This is a genomic window from Chloroflexota bacterium, from assembly GCA_034717495.1.
Taxonomy (GTDB): domain Bacteria; phylum Chloroflexota; class Anaerolineae; order JAAEKA01; family JAAEKA01; genus JAYELL01.
Window position 1 is genome coordinate 50001 of the sequence record JAYELL010000084.1, and the last position, 19079, is coordinate 69079.

18 protein-coding genes are annotated in these 19079 nt (G+C 56.3%); 12 read left to right on the forward strand and 6 right to left on the reverse strand.

The features are described 5' to 3' along the window. Window positions 1-18: 18 nt before the first annotated feature. The 3 genes from U9R25_15585 to U9R25_15595 all read right to left on the reverse strand — a co-directional run bounded on the left by U9R25_15585 (window position 19) and on the right by U9R25_15595 (window position 1836). Window positions 19-666, reverse strand: a complete 648-nt coding sequence (locus tag U9R25_15585; protein MEA3337320.1) for a protein-L-isoaspartate(D-aspartate) O-methyltransferase — start codon at window positions 664-666, stop codon at window positions 19-21. A 252-nt stretch (window positions 667-918) separates the two neighbouring features. Further along, on the reverse strand, window positions 919-1527 hold the full coding sequence (locus U9R25_15590) for a SagB/ThcOx family dehydrogenase (GenBank protein MEA3337321.1): 609 nt from the start codon (window positions 1525-1527) through the stop codon (window positions 919-921). Between the two features lie 27 nt (window positions 1528-1554). Beyond that, entirely contained in the window at window positions 1555-1836 is a 282-nt protein-coding gene (locus U9R25_15595) for an acylphosphatase (protein ID MEA3337322.1), read from the reverse strand. 146 nt (window positions 1837-1982) lie between these two features. On the opposite strand from U9R25_15595, the gene U9R25_15600 reads away from it, so the two are divergent. The 3 genes from U9R25_15600 to U9R25_15610 are packed head-to-tail and all read left to right on the forward strand — an operon-like array spanning window position 1983 to window position 5766. Continuing rightward, entirely contained in the window at window positions 1983-2870 is an 888-nt protein-coding gene (locus U9R25_15600) for a GNAT family N-acetyltransferase (protein ID MEA3337323.1), read from the forward strand. 4 nt (window positions 2871-2874) lie between these two features. Further along, a complete protein-coding gene (locus U9R25_15605) occupies window positions 2875-3975 on the forward strand; it encodes a polysaccharide deacetylase family protein (protein ID MEA3337324.1) in 1101 nt (366 codons plus the stop codon). 36 nt (window positions 3976-4011) lie between these two features. Then, the gene (locus U9R25_15610; GenBank protein ID MEA3337325.1) at window positions 4012-5766 is read left to right on the forward strand and encodes an NFACT RNA binding domain-containing protein; all 1755 of its coding nucleotides are present in this window, start codon (window positions 4012-4014) and stop codon (window positions 5764-5766) included. 48 nt (window positions 5767-5814) lie between these two features. Here the strand turns inward: U9R25_15610 and U9R25_15615 are convergent, their stop codons facing one another. The 3 genes from U9R25_15615 to U9R25_15625 form a co-directional block, all read right to left on the reverse strand. After that, window positions 5815-6741, reverse strand: a complete 927-nt coding sequence (locus tag U9R25_15615) for a methyltransferase domain-containing protein (protein ID MEA3337326.1) — start codon at window positions 6739-6741, stop codon at window positions 5815-5817. A 247-nt stretch (window positions 6742-6988) separates the two neighbouring features. Continuing rightward, window positions 6989-8089, reverse strand: coding sequence for an alanine--glyoxylate aminotransferase family protein (locus U9R25_15620; GenBank protein ID MEA3337327.1), 1101 nt, complete (start codon window positions 8087-8089; stop codon window positions 6989-6991). Between the two features lie 197 nt (window positions 8090-8286). Next, a complete protein-coding gene (locus U9R25_15625; protein ID MEA3337328.1) occupies window positions 8287-8958 on the reverse strand; it encodes a Crp/Fnr family transcriptional regulator in 672 nt (223 codons plus the stop codon). Between the two features lie 341 nt (window positions 8959-9299). On the opposite strand from U9R25_15625, the gene U9R25_15630 reads away from it, so the two are divergent. From U9R25_15630 to U9R25_15670, 9 genes are all read left to right on the forward strand, one after another. Further along, entirely contained in the window at window positions 9300-9818 is a 519-nt protein-coding gene (locus U9R25_15630; GenBank protein ID MEA3337329.1) for a lasso peptide biosynthesis B2 protein, read from the forward strand. Window positions 9819-9945: 127 nt separating this feature from the next. Further along, window positions 9946-11964: a transketolase gene (gene tkt / locus U9R25_15635; protein ID MEA3337330.1), complete on the forward strand. Its 2019-nt coding sequence runs from the start codon at window positions 9946-9948 to the stop codon at window positions 11962-11964. Between the two features lie 21 nt (window positions 11965-11985). After that, window positions 11986-12435, forward strand: coding sequence for an RpiB/LacA/LacB family sugar-phosphate isomerase (locus tag U9R25_15640; protein ID MEA3337331.1), 450 nt, complete (start codon window positions 11986-11988; stop codon window positions 12433-12435). A 73-nt stretch (window positions 12436-12508) separates the two neighbouring features. Continuing rightward, window positions 12509-13642: a transaldolase gene (gene tal / locus U9R25_15645; protein ID MEA3337332.1), complete on the forward strand. Its 1134-nt coding sequence runs from the start codon at window positions 12509-12511 to the stop codon at window positions 13640-13642. 22 nt (window positions 13643-13664) lie between these two features. Then, window positions 13665-15203, forward strand: coding sequence for a glucose-6-phosphate dehydrogenase (zwf, locus tag U9R25_15650; GenBank protein MEA3337333.1), 1539 nt, complete (start codon window positions 13665-13667; stop codon window positions 15201-15203). 108 nt (window positions 15204-15311) lie between these two features. Beyond that, a complete protein-coding gene (gene pgl / locus U9R25_15655) occupies window positions 15312-16067 on the forward strand; it encodes a 6-phosphogluconolactonase (protein ID MEA3337334.1) in 756 nt (251 codons plus the stop codon). Window positions 16068-16289: 222 nt separating this feature from the next. Beyond that, window positions 16290-17201 (forward strand): hypothetical protein, encoded by a 912-nt coding sequence (locus U9R25_15660; protein ID MEA3337335.1) that lies wholly within the window; start codon window positions 16290-16292, stop codon window positions 17199-17201. 343 nt (window positions 17202-17544) lie between these two features. Further along, window positions 17545-18000 carry a hypothetical protein gene (locus tag U9R25_15665; GenBank protein ID MEA3337336.1) on the forward strand — a complete coding sequence of 152 codons (456 nt, stop codon included), beginning with the start codon at window positions 17545-17547 and terminating at the stop codon, window positions 17998-18000. 2 nt (window positions 18001-18002) lie between these two features. Next, entirely contained in the window at window positions 18003-18395 is a 393-nt protein-coding gene (locus U9R25_15670; protein ID MEA3337337.1) for a hypothetical protein, read from the forward strand. Window positions 18396-19079 lie beyond the last annotated feature (684 nt).

Consider the following 19079-nt stretch of genomic DNA (forward strand, 5'->3'; position numbering starts at 1 on the left):
TGGATCGCACCGGGATGGCTAACCCTTCTGCGACCACCCATATTTGCCCACCAGTGGGACAAATGCTACCGGAGACAGGCGTTGTTCCCGGATTTCATCTCCCTCTCTTGATGCCAGCACAAGATCCTGAAACCCCCTTGGACCAATGGGCATGATGAGACGGCCACCTTCTGCCAGTTGATCGAGCAAGGGAGGCGGAATGGCTGCTGCCGCACATCCCACCAGGATAGCATCGTAGGCAGCGTGCTCCGGCCAGCCTTGACTGCCATCACCCGTCAGGTAGAAGACATTGGTGATCCCGAGCGACTCCAGTATTGCCCGTGCGTGGTCTGCCAATGGCCCAACCCGCTCGATCGTATAGACGCTCTTGACCAGGTGACTGAATATCGCTGTCTGATAGCCCGAACCGGTGCCGATCTCCAGAACCTTCTCTTCTCCTGCCAGCGAGAGCGCCTCGGTCATGTGGGCCACCACAAAGGGTTGAGAAATGGTTTGCCCTTCACCAATGGGCAGGGCGCCATCATAATAGGCCATATCCCGCTGCCGCTCCGGCACAAACAACTCCCGGGGCACCGATGCCATGGCATCCAGCACCCTGGGATCCCGGATACCCGAACCCTTAAGTTGGTTCTCAACCATCCAGGCGCGCTGCTGCGCGAAGGTCATACCCTTGGGTGGTGAGGAGCGAAAAAAACGATCAAACATAGCTCTTTCAGCTGCCTGTTACCCTCGACATTGTAGAAGCAGGTCAAGGTGAAGCGCGAGGGCAACTCGTTTCAAGAATTGCAGTTGGTTACAGAGCTTACAGGCCGGCCCACTCCGGCGAAGCACCAGTTCGATTCCAGCGTCGGATCGAACTGGTGACACCTCTGGCGCGACTCTCTATACGGCCGATGGCGCCCTGTCCGATCAGCACCATCAAGAATCGAGCCGCCAACCGACAGGTATCAGATAAAGGGGCTCCTGTTCCGGCGGCAAAGCAAGCGCTTGGGCCAGTCGACGGTCATCGAAGGAGCCTACAGGGCAGCCGATCAGGCCCAGGGCGGTAGCCTGCAAGAGAAGATTCTCGGCAGCGTGGCCTACATCCATGGGCACATAGCGTCTCTCCCCCCGCTCGCCATAGCGGGAAACGGTACGAGAGAAAACCGCGGCGATCGCAAACGTACAGGGTGCTGGCGCGATAAAATCCTGCGATGTAGCGTCAACCAGCAGAGATCGGATATCACCTTTAACTGTACAACGCAGGACATGTTGCCGGGGATCGTGAAGAAACACTCCCTGGGGCAGCACGGCGTAGAATTCCAGCGGAAAACGGGCACCCGCCGATGGCGCAGCTCGCTTGGCACTCAGCCGGTCGGTGATCCCATTCGCTGCCCACAGCAACTGCCCGAGAATTGCCTCCGGGAGGGGCTGCGTAGAGAACTCCCGTACGGTGCGCCGCCGAGCGATGGCCGCCTCTAACGACACGCTACCATCGAGATCAGGGGGCGGCAATTCAATTGTTTCAGGAACTTTGTTGATTGTCACTGAATACTCCTCTCTCGCCCTGCAGGGCTACCAGTAGGTCAAGCGAAAGCCGTTGAACTCGCCGGTGTATGGCTGATAATCAACATCGGCTTCAATTATATAGGCATTGGGTGAGCCACGGTAACACCACGCGACCATGTGCCTCACTGCCTTCTCAGATCCCTCAAATACAGCCTCCACCCGACCGTCTGGCAGGTTTCTCACCCACCCGGTTACCCCCAGGGCATTGGCCTGACGCCGGGTATAGTAGCGATATGAGACACCCTGAACATGTCCGCTGACAAAAACATGCGCTCGAGCATTGACCATGATGGGATAATCCAGGTTTGTTCCGGGGAAAAAACGACTGTACCCCCATTTGTATCATGGACCAGCGACGCTGTCAAGCGACCAGCCGAATCCCGCTTTTGACGCACCCTTCGATACTGTGGCATACTCATCTTGGGAGTCGGCCTTTGTCTGTTCAATTGCGAATTCATTCAGCTACCACCAAAGACCAGCAGGGTGTGCAGCGCCTGTTGCAGGAAGCCCGGCGCAGTTATGTGGCCTTTGGAGCGGAAGATCTTCCCCGGTTTCTCGATCGCGGCGCCTGTTTTGTCGCAGCAAGACTGGACTCTGACGGCGTGCGTGAGACGGACGAACTCTGGGCACTGATCTGCGCCACAACAGATCGCTCACGCTGGGCCTATCTGCGAGGCGCTGCCGTGATCGATGGATACCGAACAGACGATGGTATCCAGGCAGTCATGCCAGCCCTGGTAGAAGACCTGGCCGCTCGCAGCATTGCCCACCTGGCAGCCTATGGCACGGCCGTGTGGCTTGTGCCCGTTCTGACGCGGGTTGGCTTTGAGCGACTGGATTGGATCGTCACATTAGAACGGCATGCACGACCGGTCGAACTGACACCGCCGGCGGGATTGCTCCTGCGCCCCGTGGCTGCTCAAGACCTCATGGCACTGGCCAAACTCGATCGCCAGATATTCGAGCCTCCCTATCAGTTGGCCAGTGGTGAACTGATCGAACTGATGATCACCAGCGGATATTTCGCAGTGACCGTATGGGCTGGCCCTGGCCAGGCGGAGATTCCTGTCGGCTATGTTTGCACCGACATCCCGGGTGAAACTGGTCAGATCATCCGATTGGCAGTGCATCCCAGCCAGCAGCGCCAGGGTATCGGCCGAATGCTGCTGAACAGCGCGCTGGCATATTGCCATGGGCAAGGTGCGCGGCGCATTGTCCTGAACACCCAGGAAAGCAACAGCGCCTCTCTCAAACTCTATGAGCAGTCTGGTTTTCGGCGAGTAGGCCGGCGCATCCCCCTCCTGGTGCGGGCCGTAGAATGATGTCATGATAATATTGTATGCTATACTCTTTGCCATGTCTGAACGATCGTACCGGTTGCCGGGGTTGATTATTGCCCTGATCACCGCCGGACTCATAGCCAGCTGTCAAACAGTTCCGGTATTTGTTACCGAGGTTCCCAGGGCCGCGACCACCGACATGCCAACCGAAAACGCCAGGCCGATGCCGGCAACGGCGAATGCACCGGCGCCTGTTGCATCTACCGCCCCCCCCATCGCTGCTGACACACCCCTGGTACCTGCAAGGCCTGAAATCAGCCAGACTGCAACCCGACAAACCATTCCGCCGACAGATACGCCCATACCAACAGAAACCCCGGCGCCCCCGTTGATGCCAACACCCGATGGTTTCCGGCGACAGGTGACACTTCCGATTTTGATGTACCATTATGTCTCTGACCCCCCTGCCGGAGCCGATCGCTACCGTAGGGATCTATCCGTGTCACCGGCGCAGTTCGAGCAACAGCTGGCCTTCTTGAAGTCAAAAGGCTACCAGTCTATCAATCTCTATGATCTGTTCGATCACCTGACCAGGGGCCAGTCCCTTCCGGAAAAACCTGTTATCCTCACTTTTGATGACGGCTATCTGGATAACTACCAGAATGTCTTTCCGTTGCTTCAAGAACATGGGTTTAGCGGAACCTTTTTTGTCATCACAGAACTTGCAGCCCGGGCTTCCCGGAGCATGATCGCTGCCAACGGATTCGACTATGCTGCCGGTTACATGAATTGGCAGCAGCTGGGTGAGATGGCAGAAGCCGGTATGGATGTCGAGTGCCACGCACGAGTCCACGAGAATCTGACCAAAAACGACGACGACCGCCTCGTCTGGCAGGTGCTGGGCTGCCGCGAGATGATTGAGGAGGCCCTGGGACGACGCCCCCGTTTCATCGCGTATCCCGAGGGTGCCTACAATAGACGTGTCATCGACCTGTTTGCTTCGGACGCGTTTTGGGGTGGTATCACCACACAACAGGGCAACCTGCACACTTCGGATTCGCCCTTTGAAATCACACGTCTCCGGATGCGTAACTCCACTGGTTTGGATTCGTTTGCCAGGCTTCTGCTCGGAGAGCTGGAGGATTGATCCTCACCTGGCAGGATCGTCATCCTCGGAAAAAACATGACTTTTGATACATGGACAGTAGCGGCTGTCGCCGATGAGTTAACCAAATCCATTCTGGGGGGACGTGTCCAGCAGGTTGTGCAGGTAGACCAAACAACCGTTGCCCTGGAGGTGTATGCCAATCGTGTTCGCCACCATCTGTTGGCATCGGCCGATCGGCAGGCCCCCCGATTACATCTGGCCAGCGCCAAACCACGCCGCGGAGTGGATTCGCCATCACCCCTGCTACAGTTGCTGCGAAAGTTTGTGCGAGGTAGCGCGTTGGTCGCTGTTTCCCAGCCTCGTTGGGAACGCATGTTGATCCTGAAGTTCCAGCACCCCCAGTTGGGTGCCAGCGAGCTGGTGGCTGAGTTGATTGGGCGGTGGGCCAACCTGTTGTTGCTGCGCCCTGCCAAAAAGGCTGAGAATGAGTGGCGCATCCTGGAATGTGTCCATCGCTATCGACCAAAAAACGTCGATGCACGAACTGTGTTGCCAGGGAAAATCTACCAGCCGCCTCCGCCGCAATCTGGTTGGCCACCGGAAACCCTCAGTGAATATCGTCTCCGATCACTCCTGAGTGAGACGGAAACGGAGAGGAAAGTGTGGCAAGCGCTGGTCGAAGCCATGGTAGGCGTCAGCCCCGCATCAGCCCGGGAAATGGTGTTCAGGGCAACCGGCGACGCTCAGACACGTGTCGCACAGATCAAAAAACTCCAACCATTGGTGCATTCGGTTGAGGAATTTGTTTCCATGATCGAAGAGGATAACTGGCAGCCCTGTACCGTAGTGGACGAGGTTGGTCGGCGGAAAAGCTTCGCTGCTTACTGGCTGGGACATCGGCAAACTGCCGGATTCACAGTGCAAGGCCACGACACAATCAGCAACGCCGTCGAGTCAACTTTCGGCCAAAAGACCGCCATGGCCGACGATTCCTACGGCCAAGCCCGACGCCACGTCGATGAACTCATCGATAAGGCCACAAGAAAGGTGCAGAAGCGCCAGGAAGCCATTCAACGGGAAGTGCGATCTAAAGAGGAGATCGAGGCATTCCGCGTCAGTGGTGAGTGGATTTTGGCCCTGGCAACTCAGATCGCTCCCCGACAGCAAGAGCTTGACTTGCCCGACGGGGTGGATCTGGCGACGGGAAAAGTTGCCATGGATCCTGGCCTGACTCCCGCGGAGAATGCAGCGACTTATTTTAAGCGCTATCGCAAGGCGAAGCGTGCAACCGAGGCTGCTCAAGACAGGTTAATGGAAGGAGAAGCGGAACTGGCATATTTGGAGCAGCTAAGCACCGATCTGATCCTGGCCACTGATCGCAATGGCATCGATGCCGTACACGGCGCTCTTATTGAAGCAGGTTATGCCCGTCACCCGACAACACCCGGAGCGCGTCTGGCTCAGCCACCCGATCAGCCAAGACGATTCACCAGCCATGAGGGCTACGTGATTCTGGTCGGCCGAAACAGCCGACAGAACGAAAAATTGACGTTCACCATGGCTGATCCAACCGACCTCTGGCTGCACGCGCGAGGCTGGCCTGGCTCGCATGTGATCATCCGCAGTGGCGACCGCCCTGTCAGCGATGAAACCCTCCAGGCAGCTGCATCCCTGGCAGCCTATTATTCAAGAGCGCGCGACGAAACCTCGGTAGATGTGATTGTAACCCCGAAACGTCGGGTGCGGCGTGCACCCGGAAAGCGACCTGGCATGGTCCTGGTCGACGAAGAGAAGGTCGTTAGGGCCAGACCAAGACCCGACATGCCGTAGCACGCCAGATGTTCTGTTATCCCTTCCCCCGCTTGCCATCTCTGTTTTTCAGGCTTGACGCCGTCCAACGATGACCCTGGAGGCAAGCAGGCAGTCGTCGCCCTGGAGACGCGCCGTCCACGACCTCAACGTCTGACGCCAATCAGAATCGCTGTCGATGTAATTCCAACGAATCTGCAACGCATCACCGAGCGCATCCAGGCGCCTGGAAGTCAGAAAACCCTCAAGGAACATACCATCTTCCCGATTACCGGACGAATAAGCTGCTCCCGTCATCCGCCGGGCGACAAGGGCTCGCCCACAATCCTCTTCCTCGAAGAAAGGGGTATCCATGATGACGAGCAATCCATCGGGCGCCAGGACCCGCAAGGCTTCCCGGAGAGTTGTTTCGTAGTCTGAGGAGAAATGCAGAGAGTTATTGAAAACAGCGATGTCTGCCTGACAGTCGCGTATCGGAATATTGTCGAAATCGGCCTGCATCGGCGTGAATTGTAAGTCATAACAGGTGTGGGCACCCAGTCCATCCCAACGGTTGATCAGCAGGTCGATGGCAAATGCATGATGCCCGCGACCTGCGGCCCTGTAGGATAACCACCCGTTGCCGGCACCCAGGTCCAGGATGTTCAACGCCCGATCGAGCGACATTTCGACGGGCGACAGAAGTCGACGGGTTAGTGTGCGGTAACTTTGAGCTCGAAGTTGCCAGTCCTCTTCCAGTTCTCCCAGGAAGCCCACGAAGGGCAGTGCCCTTAGAAAAACTTCGCTTTCCCCACGCCGGCCCGTTGCCAGTTGACCCGCCTCATAATCCTGGATGATATCCCGGTATGAATCGATGCGCCGAGGATCCAGGAATCGCCAAATCCCGTCCAGACAAGGGAATTCCAGATCATCGGAAGCGCAGCGAAGCAGATCACTGGCTGCCAGTTCCAGGGGTCCGTAACAAACCGGACACACGAAGTCGGCCAGTACATTCATCCTCGGCGTTTACCCACCATCGATCGATTCCCGGGGGCGACAGATGCCAGTGTGAACATTTCTCCTACAATGAACCCTGAAATTGGTCAATTTCAATCTGGACGGGACTGGTAGCTGGAACAGGCTGTTGAGAAATTATAACCCTATCCTGAGATCGTGCAAGCATGCCACACGTCGGGGATGTTGTTATCCTCTGATGGCTGAACCGGTCGGGGCGCCGCTGCGAACTCGTCTACATTCTGAGCATTCAGGTCAGATGAATAACGCCCGCATTTGACAGGTACTCGTCGATCGTCGCCAGCAAGGTCCTCATATCATCGTCGGAAACATCCCCCATGTGGGCAATACGGAAAGTGCGATCCTTCAGGCTTCCGTAGCCGTTGGCGATGACCATGTGGCGCTCTTGCAGGAACCGGTTCAACGCGGTGATGTCAACGCCAGGGGTATTCTCAATACAGGTTACCGTGCGAGAGCGGTAACCATCTGCAGCGAAGAGAGAAAAACCGCGACTCAGCGCCCACTGCCTGGTCAACACCGCCAACCGGTGATGGCGAGCCACTCGATTGGCCATCCCCTCAGAAAGTATGTGGTCGAATTGCCGGTTGGCTGCCCACATCAGGCTGATCGCCGGCGTTGCAGGTGTGGTACTGCGCTGCAAGTAACGCTCGAGCAACAGGAAATCGAAGTACCAACCCCGGCCCCTCACCTCCTCTGCACGAGCGAGACAACGATCACTGACTGCAGCAAACGCCAAGCCAGGCGGCAACGCCAGGGCCTTCTGTGACGAAGTCAGGCATACGTCCAGTTCCCACTCATCCACCGAAATGGAATCCCCACCCAGGCTACTCACTGCATCGACCAGAATCAGAGTCTCCGGATACTTTGCCCGCAACAGTGCAGCGATCTCTTCAACAGGATTGACCAACCCCGTGCTGGTCTCATTGTGAACAATGGTGATGGCATCCCATTCATCGCCTCTCAGTGCTGCGTCCACGTCCTGGGGCCGAACCGGCTGTCCCCACGGAGTATCAAAACGAATGGCGGCCTTTCCACACCCGACGGCAACCTGGTGCCAGCGTTGGCCGAAAGCGCCATTTACGAAACTGGCGCAGCGCCTGTCCCCGCGAACGCCATTGCGGATCGCAGCCTCCTGAAGGCCAGACCCCGATGAAGCAAGAAGATAGACCCGGTGATCGGTCCTGAATATCTGACGCACCTTTCGTTGGATCTGAGCGAAGAGATCGTCGCACGCTACGCTGCGGTGACCGATCATCTTTTCAACCTGGGTATCCAGGATTTCCTGCCGGACCTCGCTGGGTCCCGGGATGAAAAGCTGTATGTGAGACATGGAAAAATCACCTCGATGAATGTGGCGCAGATTGGCAGCAACTCAATCTGACGACTATGTTTCTTGGAGCCAGTGACCGACGGGAGCATTGTACTCTTTGTGCCCGCGTGCGGCAACCGGAACGAACCCGGACGCGCAGACGCCGGGCTCCGAAGAAACCCGGCGTCATGTAATGCTAAAACCGATCTGCCATCGCATCAGTTCCAGGAGCTTGCCAACTCCTTGAGAGCAACGGGATCTGTCACGCAGATTCTTCGATACCCAAGTTCGACCATGCCATCAGCTTTGAAACCCCGGAGAATCGTGCTGACCGTCTCCCGGTAGGTACCGAGCATGTCAGCCAACGCCTGGTGGCTGGTGCGAATGGTATCCTCGTCACCGAGTGACATATCCAGCAAAAGCCTGGCAAGCCTCTGCGGCAGCTTCTTGTAAGCAACTTCCTCCAACCGATCCTCTACCTGACGGAGGCGTCGACCGAAGGTCTGCAACATACCCCACCCGATGATGGGATAGCGCTCGGTCATCGTCTTGGCATGCCCTTCCGGCAAGACCCAGATTGTGCAATCATCGAGAGCTTCAGCGAAGATCCCCGAAGACATATTCTGGTTCAGCATCGCACCATCACCAAAGATCGAACCGGGCCCGAGACGCGACACCATCATGCGCCGGCCTTCTTTGTTGTTACATACCAGTTGGGCACGACCATTCATGAGGATAAACAGCTTTTCAGTGAGTTCATCAGATCTTGCGATGATCTCACCCCGTCGCGCAGACCGCATGGTCACTGCATCCTGGAAATCGTTGTCTTCCCGGGTCATGGTGGCAATCAGTTTGGAGAGAGGGGTCTTGCGCTTCCTGTTTTTTGTCATGCTAAGCACCTTATTCTGGTGTATTCGGATCCGTGACTATGCACCGCATTTTGTGAGAGACCAACTACCTGCCCGTTACACTGTTCGGGAGGAAAATTGGTTCAATTCCACGGACCGGTTTTTGATTGATTGGCGGAGTTGATAAAGCCTTATACTATTTTCACAGCAATTATAGCGTAAATTATCTCTGCCGTCAAGTTGTTTTTCGGATCTTTAAGCAAACTCTAACACTGGCTTGCCCTCCCGTGTGGCACACAACCCGCTGGAAACGGTAGACTCCTGTAACATATTCCCCGCGCTGCACATGATTTTTTTTAGCAAAATGCTCTGAAGAGGGTATAATGAAGCCCATGCATGTGTTGGAACACAGCGCTGTTCGTGTGCGCCGTGGTGTGATCTACCTGACGACTCTTTTTCAAACCCTGGCCTATCCCGGTCGCAGGCAGCTGCTGCGGGATGTCGTTGCTTTGGGACGTGCCTTGCCACACCTGCTGGACCAACCGCTGCCTGTTGCACTGGAACAACTCACCCCACCGCCGGTGGCAAGCGACATTGATCCCGAGCAGATTCGGGAAATCGTGGATGCGACCACTTCGTTGGGACTCGGGCGTCCCCTTGGCATGTGCCTTCGCCGTTCCCTCCTCCGCCATTACTTTCTGCGGCAGGCAGGTATTCCCACCGTTGTGAACTTCGGCGCCAGGCGCCAGAACCACTCTGTGGGTGGGCACGCGTGGCTGACATTCAACGGAAAGCCGTATCACGAACGTCCAGAGCACTATCGCGGCTACACCCTGCTGTTCACCTATCCAGATCAGGACAAGCAGCGCCAGGAAGGATTGGCATCCGCCGGTCTGGGTTGACGGGCAGAAAACCCCTTTATCGTAAGATCGAAGATGGCCAACATATCTAGGAGTTATAGCGCTCCGCTTTCGCAAGTTATCGTATGCAGATTGGTTTTTCCACCCAATCACCTCAGGAGGAAGTTACATGTCAAATTCAGAATCTCTATCACAGGCCGCGATCAATACGATCCGCTTCCTGTCCGTAGATGGCGTCCAGAAGGCCAATGCAGGCCACCCCGGCGCACCGATGGGGCTGGCAGCACCCGCCTATGTCCTGTGGACCCGTTTTCTCAAACACAATCCTGCGGACCCCGCCTGGCCCAATCGCGACCGGTTTATCCTCTCGCCTGGGCACGCTTCGATGCTTCTGTACAGTCTGCTCCACCTGACTGGCTATGATCTGCCTTTGCAGGAGTTAAAGCAGTTTCGCCAGTTTGGCAGCCTGACACCCGGACACCCCGAGTTTGGTTTGACACCGGGGGTGGAGACGACTACAGGGCCACTCGGTCAGGGATTTGCCAACGGTGTTGGCATGGCCATCGCCCAGGCCCATATGGCAGCGACCTTCAATCGGGCTGGCTATGACATCGTCGATCACTATGTGTATGGAATCGTGTCCGACGGAGACCTGATGGAGGGCATCGCCGCCGAAGCCGCTTCATTGGCTGGCCATCTGAGACTGGGACGGCTTATCTACCTCTACGATGATAATCATATCACCATCGAGGGCAAGACCGAGATTGCCTTCACGGAGGATCGAATGGCCCGGTTCCGGGCCTACGGATGGCATACCCAGCAGGTGAAGGATGGCAACGATCTGGAAGCTGTTGCAGAGACAATCCGCCTGGCAAAATCGGTAACCGATCGCCCATCGATTATTGCCGTTCGCACGCACATCGGTTACGGCAGCCCCAATAAACAGGACACGCCCGCTGCCCATGGTGCCCCCCTGGGCCCTGACGAGGTGCTGCTGACCAAGGAAAACCTGGATTGGCCAGTTGAGCCGACCTTCTACATTCCCGACGAAGTCGAAGTACATTTCCGCGAAGCGCTGGCAACTGGTGCCGATCAACAGGAACAATGGCAGGCCCAGTTCGACGATTTCGCGCTGGAGCACCCCAACCTGGCAGCGGAGTGGAAACGCCGCATGGCAAGTGAATTACCGAAGGACTGGGATGCAGATGTACCACTATTCGAGCCAGGTGCCAAGGGAGTTGCTACTCGAAACGCCTCTGGTATGGTGCTGAATGCCCTCGCCAATCGTTTGCCCGAGTTGATGGGTGGCTCCGCCGACCTTGCGCCCTCGACCAAAACACTGCTCAAGAACTCGGGAGACTTCGAACCCGGTGCATATGAGAATCGAAACATGCGTTTTGGCGTTCGCGAGCATGCCATGGCCGCCATTCTGAATGGCATGTCGTTGTACGGCGGCTTGCGCCCCTTCGGTGCAACATTCATGGTTTTCGCCGATTATCTTCGTCCCTCTGTGCGTATAGCCGCAATGATGGGCCAACCCGTCATTTTTGTCCTTACCCACGACAGCATCGGCGTCGGTGAGGATGGCCCCACCCACCAGCCAGTGGAACAAATCGCCTCACTGCGAGTGATCCCGGGGCTGATCGTTCTGCGTCCTGGAGATGCCAGAGAAACGGCCGCTGCCTGGCGGATTGCCATGGAAACCAGGGATCGCCCCATAGCCTTGGCACTCACGCGGCAGGCCATCCCGACTCTGACAGCCACTTCGGATGATCCGAAAGCCGGTGTGGGCAGAGGTGCCTATGTGATCGCCGACTGGGCAGAGGATACCGGGCAGGACCAGGTGATTCTGATTGGCACCGGTTCGGAACTGCAGCTTGCGCTCGAAGCAAGAGGACTCCTGGCAGCCGAGGGAATCGATGCACGGGTTGTAAGCATGCCCAGTTGGGATCTGTTTGAAGTCCAGCCCAGATCATACCAGGAATCGGTGTTGCCGCCCGATGTCACAGCGCGTGTGGCTGTCGAGGCTGGAGTAACAGTAGGTTGGGATCGTTACGTGGGACTCGATGGTGCAGTTGTCGGTCTGGATCGTTTCGGTGCTTCCGGGGCTTACCAGGCTGTCTACGAAGGTCTGGGGATCAGCGCCGAGCGGGTAGCGGAGGCCGCACAAGGTCTCGTTCGCGGGTAATTTCAGGAACAGAAAATGACTATGAAGATAGCAATTGCAGCAGATCACGGCGGCTATTCCCTGAAAGAAGTGCTGGTGCCCTGGCTTCACGACTGCGGCTATGAGGTATTGGATCTGGGAGCTCCCGCCTATGATGGCACCGATGACTATCCTGATTTTGCCTTTCTTGTGGGTGAAGCAATACAGGCAGGTAAGGCAGATCGTGGTATCGTCATCTGTGGCAGTGGGGTTGGCGCATGCATTGCTGCCAACAAGCTGACGGGCATTCGGGCCTGTCTTTGCCATGACACCTACTCCGCTCGCCAGGGCGTCGAACACGACGACATGAACTTGCTTTGCCTCGGCGGACGCATTGTTGGCGATGAACTGGCACGGGAATTGATCCGTGCTTTCCTGGGTGCTGATTTTCAACCGGAGGATCGTTTCCTCCGGCGCCGGCACAAGATCATTGCTAGGGAAGAGAAAGAATAAAGGGCGAACTCCTACGGGGATCACCATGGTGCTGACCGTGGGAGTTCCAGAACACAGCGAGGTTAAACAATCGATGAATCCACTCGTAAAACTTCAGGAATATGGACAGAGCATCTGGTACGATAATATTGAACGCCGGTTGCTTTTCAACGGCGAATTGGCCCGGATGATTGCAGAAGAGGGTGTGCTTGGGCTGACATCCAACCCCACCATATTTGAACGGGCCATCAGCGGCAGCGATGATTACGACCAGGAGATACTGAGGCTCGCCCAACAGGGCCACAACGATGAGCATATCTATGAGGTGCTGACCATCCAGGATATCCAGCAAGCGGCCGACCTTCTGCGGCCCGTTTACGAGCGCACTGATGGGCTGGATGGCTATGCCAGCCTGGAGGTATCACCCCATCTGGCCCACGATGCGGAAGGCACCATTGCCGAAGCGAGGCGTCTCTTTGCCGCGGTAGATCGCCCTAATCTGATGATCAAGGTGCCTGGAACCTCCGAGGGTATTCCCGTAATCGAGGAACTCATCGGTAGCGGCATCAATGTTAACGTGACTTTGTTATTTGCCGAGTCGGCGTATGAGCAGGCTGCCAGAGCTTATATCCGGGGGTTGGAACGATATGCTTCCGGCGGCGGTGATGTAAGCAAGGTAGCATCGGTCGCAAGTTTCTTCGTCAGCCGTATCGACGGCAATAGCGACAAAAGAATCCAGTTTGCCGCCGACAGCAGCGCTGATCCAGCCGAACAGGAGATGCTTCGCAGCCTTCAAGGAAAGACAGCGATTGCCAACAGCAAGCTGGCCTATCAGCGCTTCGAAGAGATTTTCGGCGAGCCGCGGTTCGAACCGTTGCGTGCCAGAGGTGCCCGGGTGCAACGAATGCTGTGGGCCAGTACCAGCACAAAGAACCCCGCCTATCCCGACACCATGTATGTGGATCAGCTGATCGGCCCCGATACGGTCAACACTGTGCCTCAGAAGACCCTTGAGGCCTTTCGGGACCATGGCAATCCTGAGCCGGCAACTGTCATGAAGGATGTCGATCAAGCCGCGCTTAACCTGGAATCCCTGGATGCTGCCGGAATCGACCTGGATGACATCACGGCCGAGTTACTTGCCCAGGGTGTGGCTTCGTTTTCTGCGTCTTACGACAATCTTCTCAAGGTAATAGCAGAGAAAAAATCTACCCTGATTACAACGTAGGTCTATCAAGGAATCTTGTTCAATGTCTGAAATACCCTGGCTCCTTCAGGAGGAAAAGAAAAGCGCGGCAGCCGCGCCACCGGTGGTGATCGTCATCTTTGGCGCATCGGGAGATCTGACACAGCGAAAACTTGTCCCGGCGCTGCATACATTGGCCTGTGAAGATCTGTTGCCGGAACAGATCGCCATATTGGGGGTGGCACGCAGCCCGATGACAGACGAAGAATTCCGTCAAAGTCTTGAGGCCGGTGTCGAGGCCCATGGACGAATGACACCGGAACATTGCCAACGTTGGGGAGAGTTCTCCGAGCGTTTCACCTACATGGCAATCAGTTACGATGACCTTGGCAGCTACGATCAAATTGCGCAGCGTCTTGCCGAATACGAGCAGTTGTTTGAGGGCTGTAACGTGCTCTTCTACCTGGCGACACCACCACAGCTTTACGCGCCAATTGTCAAACGCCTGGGAGAATCGGGCCTGAGTACCAGCAGCAATGATGAGACGTGGCGACGGATTGTCATCGAAAAGCCGTTTGGTCATGATCTCGCCTCGGCCCGGGCGTTGAACAAGCAGTTACATCAGGTTTTCGATGAAAACCAGGTGTATCGGATCGATCACTATTTGGGCAAGGAAACAGTACAGAATCTGCTGGTCTTCCGCTTTGCCAATGCCATATTCGAACCGGTCTGGAACCGGCGCTATGTCTCGAAAGTGTTGATCACGGTGGCCGAAAGCGTTGGCGTGGGTCATCGCGGCGGTTATTATGACCAGGCAGGCGTCGTACGGGATATGATTCAGAATCATGCCCTGCAATTGCTTACATTGACTGCTATGGAGCCGCCGGTAACCTTCAATGCTACCGCCCTGCGCAACGAAAAGGTCAAAGTATTGCAGGCCGTCCGCCCCTTCTCAACGGAAGATGAGCACCTGGCGAGTGTACGCGCGCAGTACCGCTCTACCGACGGCAATGGCCCGACCTATCGGATGGAGAAAGGAGTTGATCCCGAGTCGCAGACGGCCACCTATGCTGCGCTCAGGTTGCATATCGACAATTGGCGATGGCAGAGCATACCCTTTTTTGTCAGGTCGGGCAAGTATCTCAAACAGAAGACCACCGACATCGCCGTGGTCTTCAAGCGAGCGCCCCACCTCCTGTTTCCGCACTCGACAGGGGAACTGTTGCCCCCCAATATTCTTGGCATCTGCATCCAACCCGACGAAGGGATCCACCTCAGCTTTCGAATGAAGGTGCCGGGGGCCGGGATGAACACCCGTAAGGTCGACATGGAGTTCCACTACGAGTCCGATTTTGGTGATGGCAACTTGCCTGATGCATACGAACGTCTCCTGCTGGATGCCTTGTTGGGAGATGCCTCCCTCTTTGCCCGCGGGGATGAAATCGAGCTCTCGTGGGGAATCGTCGATCCAGTGCTGGACGCTTGGAAATCGGGTTCCGTGCCATTGTCGTTCTACGAGCCGGGCACCTGGGGCCCAATGGAGGCCGACGAGCTGGCGGCCAGGGCCGGCGCTACATGGACGCCGGGCTGCGCACCCCACTGACCTGGCTGGCCGCTCTTGTCGAAGAAAGCCCTGTGCGTCGTTGCCGCTTCCCTATCGATGTGCTTTCACAAGGATAACGCAGGAAACCCATAGATCAGCGAGGGACGAATGTCGGAGGTAGTTGTCAGAAAAGATCCTGAAGCCGTTGCCAGACAGGCAGCAACCTGGATCGTCCGTTGGGCTCGAGCCGCAGTAGCTGAACGCGGCCAGTTTCGAATCGCTCTTGCCGGCGGGGGCACCCCTGCCAGGCTGTACGAACTCCTGGCCCGTGAGCCATATCGCTCCATTCTTCCCGTGGCACAGACAGAGGTGTTCTGGGGCGACGAACGTTTTTTGCCCCATGGAAATGCCGGGCGCAACGATACACATGTTCTGCCATTGCTCAGCGAGGCTGGGATTCCGGGACAGAATATCAATCCCGTGCCATACGTGGCCGAGACATCGGATAAAAGCTGCGCTGACAGCCGGCTCGCCAGATCTGCACACCTGTACGAGAAACAACTACAGACTCGACTGGAGCCGGGCCATCCGCTGATGGACGTAATACTGTTGGGTCTCGGCACCGATGGCCACACAGCCTCTCTTTTCCCGGACACTGCGGCCCTCTCCGTAACCGATCATCTTGTGGCGCCCAATCGATCGGCATACGAGGATCGCCATCCGGAACGGATCACGTTGACCTTTCCAGCGATCAATGCCTCGAGGATTATCCTGTTTATGGTCACGGGAAGGGGCAAGCGCGATATATTGCGACGCGTCCTGGATACGCCTGAATCTCCAGTACTTCCCGCTCAACTGGTCGCACCAACCAGCGGCAACCTGTTGTGGCTGGCGGACGAGGCTGCAACGTCATCGGTCCTCTAGACTGACATTCATGGATGCCAGGGCGTTCATTATCCTGCTTCAAGTTTAAGCGATTCCCCTCCGAATTCCATACGTGGAGTTGCCAAGAAAAGAGCAACGTGATATTATTTAGGAGAACCAGGTTTTCCTTCAAGGTTGGCTGGCTCAATTGTTCTTTTCATGCCCTACAACGTCTCCACGCCGCCCCAAAACTTCTTTTCATTCTCTACAGGAGGAACTGTGATGCGTTTGATGCGCGTATTGATCGGTATTCTGATTCTTGCGTTGGTTTTGACGTCCTGTACTGCCATACCCGAGGCAGCTCGGGAAGCGGCTCCAAGTTTTCTCTCCCTCTTACCCAGGCTGGAAATCGATTTCGATGAAGATGGCCAGCCCTCTGTGCTGGGCTTCTCTGTGGACACCCTGGCCCAACTCACCGGCATGGATATGGATAGCATGGCCCTAACCCCTGAAATGATCGCATGGATACAGGCCTATGGCGTGCAAAATGTTGAGTTGATCTCCTCCGAGGACGGTGTCTCGGTACTGGTCAATGGTGAACTGCTTCCCCAGCTCAACTGGGACGAGGAAACCCTGGCAAACGTCGGTAAGGCCACAGGCCTGTTCGACCCTGGCATGGCCAACCTGCTCGACTTTCTGCTTAAGATTTTCCAGCAGGGCGAGATCGACCTCGTTCTGAACTTCCCGGTGCCCGAAGGGGTTGAGCCGGTACCCGTTCGCGATGAGGCCACCGAAGTGCCCAAGATTGCACCGCCCGATGGCGAAAAGACGGTCAACCTGGGCGTGGGCCTGGACTACGACGAGGATGGCAAACTGTGGATGGGCGATATCTCCGCAGAGGACCTCACCCAGCTGACCGGTATCGATTTTCGTTTCTTCCAGTTGACGCCTGAATCGGTGCAGAGTTTCAAGGACATAGGGGTCGACTCGGTGGGAGTCTTGGTCGACGGCTCTGGTTTATTCCTCAACCTAAACGAGTTGCAGATGCCCAATGTTTCCTGGGATACGGACACCTTGAACAGCTTAGTCGATCTGATGACGGTCGATGGTGCTATTGATGAAGGAAGCCTGGAACTGCTGTTGGAGGCGTTGAGCTACACGGGTGCAGACCTGAACTTGCGTCTGCCCGAATAGCTCTCGGAGCCAATAGAGACGGCGGCCTGCTCCCGTTGGGAGCGCGCCGCCGTTTTTTTGTAGAGTAGCGGAGTAGACAAGCACACAATTTGCCAGGACGCAGAGTCGCAATCTACCATGAGCCAGAGAATGCCCGGCCCGTTGTGTTTCCCAATCTGAAGCCGGAAACCCGTCCGATCTCAGAAGTCCCCGATATGATCCAGATCATATTTAGCGGGGTGGATGGTGTGGTAGAGTCAGGACAGACAGAATAGGGTTCGAGGAAAGAACCGGGGGGTCGCCTGGCGGGGCCCGTGGGGTTTGGACGGCCAGGGATATCCAGGACAGCGAACGGAGGGAAGCCATGTCATCGCTGGAGCGGTTAGCGGGCTGGTACAAGAACGGAGAAGAGGAGTTCTACACCAGGGACATCGGTAGTCTGTTCAGTGGGTTACCAAATCGTTTCGAGGCGCCGAATGCTTGGTCGGCTATCAGTAATAAGCACAACCCAGTACGCGTTTGGGTGTATCTTGCCCTGGAGGGTTTGGACCCTGCGTTGTCCGGCGCGATGTACGAAGGCCATGACCCCGACTCAAACGTGCACCATTGGGCCTGGGCGTTAACGATAGGTGGCTCGTATGGCGCTTTGGCGGCTGGGGTCATCAACACTGGACGCGAAGTCACGCAGTTTCGGGGAAACTGGTTCGCTCTTGCGTCAGATGTGTGGTTGGGTAACCGTGGTGCGCTATTGGGCGAACACTTCGCTACCGTTGGCATTCGCGATGTCCGCCAGGCCTGGGGCCTTTATATGGTGAGGTAGCCATGAACAATCGAACATCGTCTCATGGTCAGCCCCGGATAAGCATTTGGTCGAAGGGATTACTACTTCTTGCGATGATGTTTGTGCTTTCAGGCTGCTGGCAGCATCCGTTGGCAGAACCATTGAGACTGGTGAAAGTCGGCATGTTACGTGACGATTCGGTCAAACTGCTGAGCGAAAGGTCGTGGTACCATCAAGAGTGTCCTAATCGTGTCACTATCGATGACCTCTTCTTTTTTGGCAGCCAAAAGTACGATATGGCCGTGGTGTTGATTGTCAGAAGCGAACCCGATAACGGGGCCTTTGTAGTATATGACATTGGTAGTTTCGATGAAGCGAATGTCTGGCATGCCGCCTATAAAGACTGCCTTCAACGTGACCGATTCGAGGAATAGATAGACTGCGGTTGGCTTTCGCTGCCCAAGATATAGGCGGCGAAGCGTTGAGCTAATCGCTTTGGGAACGACGGATCGGGTAGAGAGAGGAAGGCAGAGCCAACGCGGCCCTGCCTTCGTTTCATCGTTCCCTGCGTCCGCGCTCGAGCAGCTGCGCTATCTGCCCTTCGGCGAGCAGTTCGTGGGAGATCCTGCGACTGCGGCCACTGATCGGCTGTTTTGCGCAGCACCCCGGAGTGGGCACGGGCGAGCGGTTGAACAACGAAATTGGGTTGTATCAATTCGGGGTGAGGTGGTATAGTGGGGCTTTGGGCCGGTTCATCAGCCCCGACAGCATCGTACCAGACCCGAGCAATCCGCAAAGTCTTAACCGGTATAGCTATGGATATAACAATCCGTAGCTTTGAGCACGATGCACCTCATTGGGGATAAGATATGCGGTTTGGGCGATTGGAAGGCTGCAGGTACCAGCGCAATCGGTTGCCAACACGCAGTCGATAGGTCAGGATTGTGGCGTTCTGCACGTCAGGTCGCAGTTGGGCAGTGGAACGGTCCACGCTAGGGCCTGTTGACATTTCATTTTTCTCGGGTATATTTGGTCCGAGGAGGTGCATGCAATGTCAACGATTAGGCTTCGAAACGATCAATGGTTGATGATTTACGCCTTTTTGCGTAGCGATCCGC